Below are 2350 nucleotides of genomic sequence, written 5' to 3' on the forward strand. Positions count from 1 at the left end.
ATCGCAGGAACAGCTCTAATGTTTTTGCCTTTCGGGCCGGAGGCTGCTAAAGGAGAACGAGTTGTCAAGGTAGGGGTGGTTACTGCTGAGGACGCAGCTAAGGGGGGAGGACGCGTATTTTGGTCAGGTGGCGGTAACGAAGCTGTCGAAGCTGCAGCACGGGAATTTGCAACTAATAATGGTATGACTACTTTGGAAATGACTAATGCCGGTAAAAACCTCTCCAATCTAACTCAAGGTATGTCATGGGCTGAAAAAGGCCCAATGTGGCAAAGGTTATCCACGCAAATGGCACAGTACATGTTTTTCAAAATGCAGGCGGTATAAAAGTTAAAAGTGTTTGGGGAACCTTTGAATACCCAATTCTTAAGCAAAACGGAGTTAATATTATTTATCACACAGTTCCATAAATTAATGATGATTACTTTAAAGCATATTGAGATATATAAATCTTATAATGGGGACGGCGAAGGGTTTGTCCGTTGTGCTACTCCGGAAGAAAAAGCTATTATGGACTATAAGCGTTGGTCATTAATAGAAAGTCTTATTCAAGACATTAGCCTTATTAAAAAAGGACTTGCCTCGGAAGCCTATATAAAAACTATTGATGAAAGATTAAAAGAAAATTGTGATAGCAAGGAAACCATTCAATCCTTAAGGGATATGGCATAAATAACAATTGCCGCTAAGACAGGCATTAGGACCGCAAATGGTATAGAAATCACGGGGTTTGCTAAACACGGTTTAGATAGGGCAATAGAAAGGGGTGTTAAGCCCAATGCCATTTTAGATGCGATAAAAAGCCCTTTAAAAACAGGAAATGTTGTTACAGACCAATTAGGTCGCCAAAGCCAAAGGTTTATTGGTCGATTTGGAGAAGTTGTTGTCAATCCCCAGACAGGAAAAATAATATCTGTTAATCCAACCTCTTCAAGTAAAGCAGCGAAACTTTTAAAACAATTAGGGCAATGATAGTTAAATTAAATAAAAATCAGTTTGACTATCTGAGCTATAGTCTTTCTGAAAAACAAGAAGTATTAAAATTAAAGTTGAAAGAAATCAGTAAAGAAAATCAATTTGTTCTTATAGAAATTGATGAAGAAATGGCTGATGAAATCCGTGATTGGGCAAGTGATGAGTTGCAAAGAAAGGGATTTGGTATAAATTATGAGTTGACTTCAGAGGGTAAAATATTAGAAGAACTAATAGATTTATTTTATGTAGAATAATGAAAAAGTAGCTATACATCATATCATTGATGTTGTTTTTTGTGGCAAATACAAATGCCACAAATCGTGATTTTTTGGGTGCAAGGGAAGCAGTTGCCGCTAAGGGGGGAAAAGAATTATTTAATTTTGGCGGAAGTGCGGGCAGGCATATGGCAGAGCCAGGTAGAGCCGTACCAGTTCAAATATTAGAGCAAGCAATCAAGGGTTCTAAAGGGGGTCGCAGACCCTGAAGGCTCACGGGCTCTAATGTATAGTGTCGAAATTCTTAGAAACGGAAAGCCTTACAGATTAGATGTTCTTTACGATAAGGAAACAAACACTATTTGGCATTTTCAATATAGTCCTATAAAACCCTAATCAATATGTACGATAAGAGTGATAAGAGAAGGCTGTATTGGCTTATTGACCAATATTTGTCATGTAAAATAAATGAAAATACATTTTGTGATGATTTTCACGAGACCCTTGTTAACGAAATGTATTATGAAGGTCTTACAGATATTGAACATAAAGCCTTTTCGGATTTAAGTGATGTATCACAACGGTTTTCAGAATATGAAGAAGACTTTAAATTGTGGGCAGGATTTGTTACTGCAGAAGAATTAAAGCAAAAAATAATCGAAACAAAAGAGAAATTACAAGAGCAAAGCCCGATTTGAGGGTATTTTTTAAAGTGTGTCAGTGCTGAGTTTCTTCTGAGGGTAGTTTTGATGTTGGCCGCCAGCGGGTGACCAATACCAAAACTACCCCCAGAATTGCCTAAAACATTTTTACCTCGTCAAACATCACTCCCATTTTTTAGTTGTTCAAATTTATCTCGTTCGAGTTGTTGCAGACCTTCGTAGAATTCAATGACTTTGTCGAAAGGGATAATCTAAATACGAGCAGCGATGCCAATAAAAATATTTCCGGGATTGTCTACAATTATCTAAATTTACCTGAGCGTATTACGGTAACGGGTAAGGGTACTGTTATTTATATTTACGACGCATCTGGTAATAAGTTGCAGAAGAAAACCGTAGATGGTGTGGTAACCACTGTTACCACTTATCTGGGTGCTGCCGTTTATCAAAATGATACGCTTCAGTTCTTTGGCACTCAAGAAGGCAGGATTAGGCCTC

5 protein-coding genes are annotated in these 2350 nt (G+C 37.7%); all 5 read left to right on the forward strand.

Annotated elements, in window-relative coordinates:
- A partial coding sequence (locus BLU80_RS19625; RefSeq protein WP_170831305.1) for a hypothetical protein occupies nucleotides 1-327 on the forward strand: 327 nt, incomplete at its 5' end.
- A gap of 87 nt (nucleotides 328-414) precedes the next feature.
- The gene (locus tag BLU80_RS19295; RefSeq protein WP_139188226.1) at nucleotides 415-672 is read left to right on the forward strand and encodes a hypothetical protein; all 258 of its coding nucleotides are present in this window, start codon (nucleotides 415-417) and stop codon (nucleotides 670-672) included.
- Between the two features lie 296 nt (nucleotides 673-968).
- Complete coding sequence (locus BLU80_RS19300; RefSeq protein WP_091401604.1) at nucleotides 969-1229, forward strand: hypothetical protein; 261 nt, start codon at nucleotides 969-971, stop codon at nucleotides 1227-1229.
- Nucleotides 1230-1591: 362 nt separating this feature from the next.
- Nucleotides 1592-1888: a hypothetical protein gene (locus BLU80_RS19310; RefSeq protein ID WP_091401610.1), complete on the forward strand. Its 297-nt coding sequence runs from the start codon at nucleotides 1592-1594 to the stop codon at nucleotides 1886-1888.
- A 167-nt stretch (nucleotides 1889-2055) separates the two neighbouring features.
- Nucleotides 2056-2350 (forward strand): hypothetical protein (locus tag BLU80_RS19315; RefSeq protein ID WP_211481926.1); only part of this gene is annotated, 295 nt, incomplete at its 3' end.

The sequence above is a fragment of the Arachidicoccus rhizosphaerae genome (assembly GCF_900107765.1).
GTDB lineage: Bacteria > Bacteroidota > Bacteroidia > Chitinophagales > Chitinophagaceae > Arachidicoccus > Arachidicoccus rhizosphaerae.

Bases quoted from the DNA above. Each gene is read 5' to 3' on its own strand.
- BLU80_RS19295 (WP_139188226.1), top strand. From the start codon at position 415: ATGATGATTACTTTAAAGCATATTGAGATATATAAATCTTATAATGGG.
- BLU80_RS19300 (WP_091401604.1), top strand. From the start codon at position 969: ATGATAGTTAAATTAAATAAAAATCAGTTTGACTATCTGAGCTATAGT.
- BLU80_RS19310 (WP_091401610.1), top strand. From the start codon at position 1,592: ATGTACGATAAGAGTGATAAGAGAAGGCTGTATTGGCTTATTGACCAA.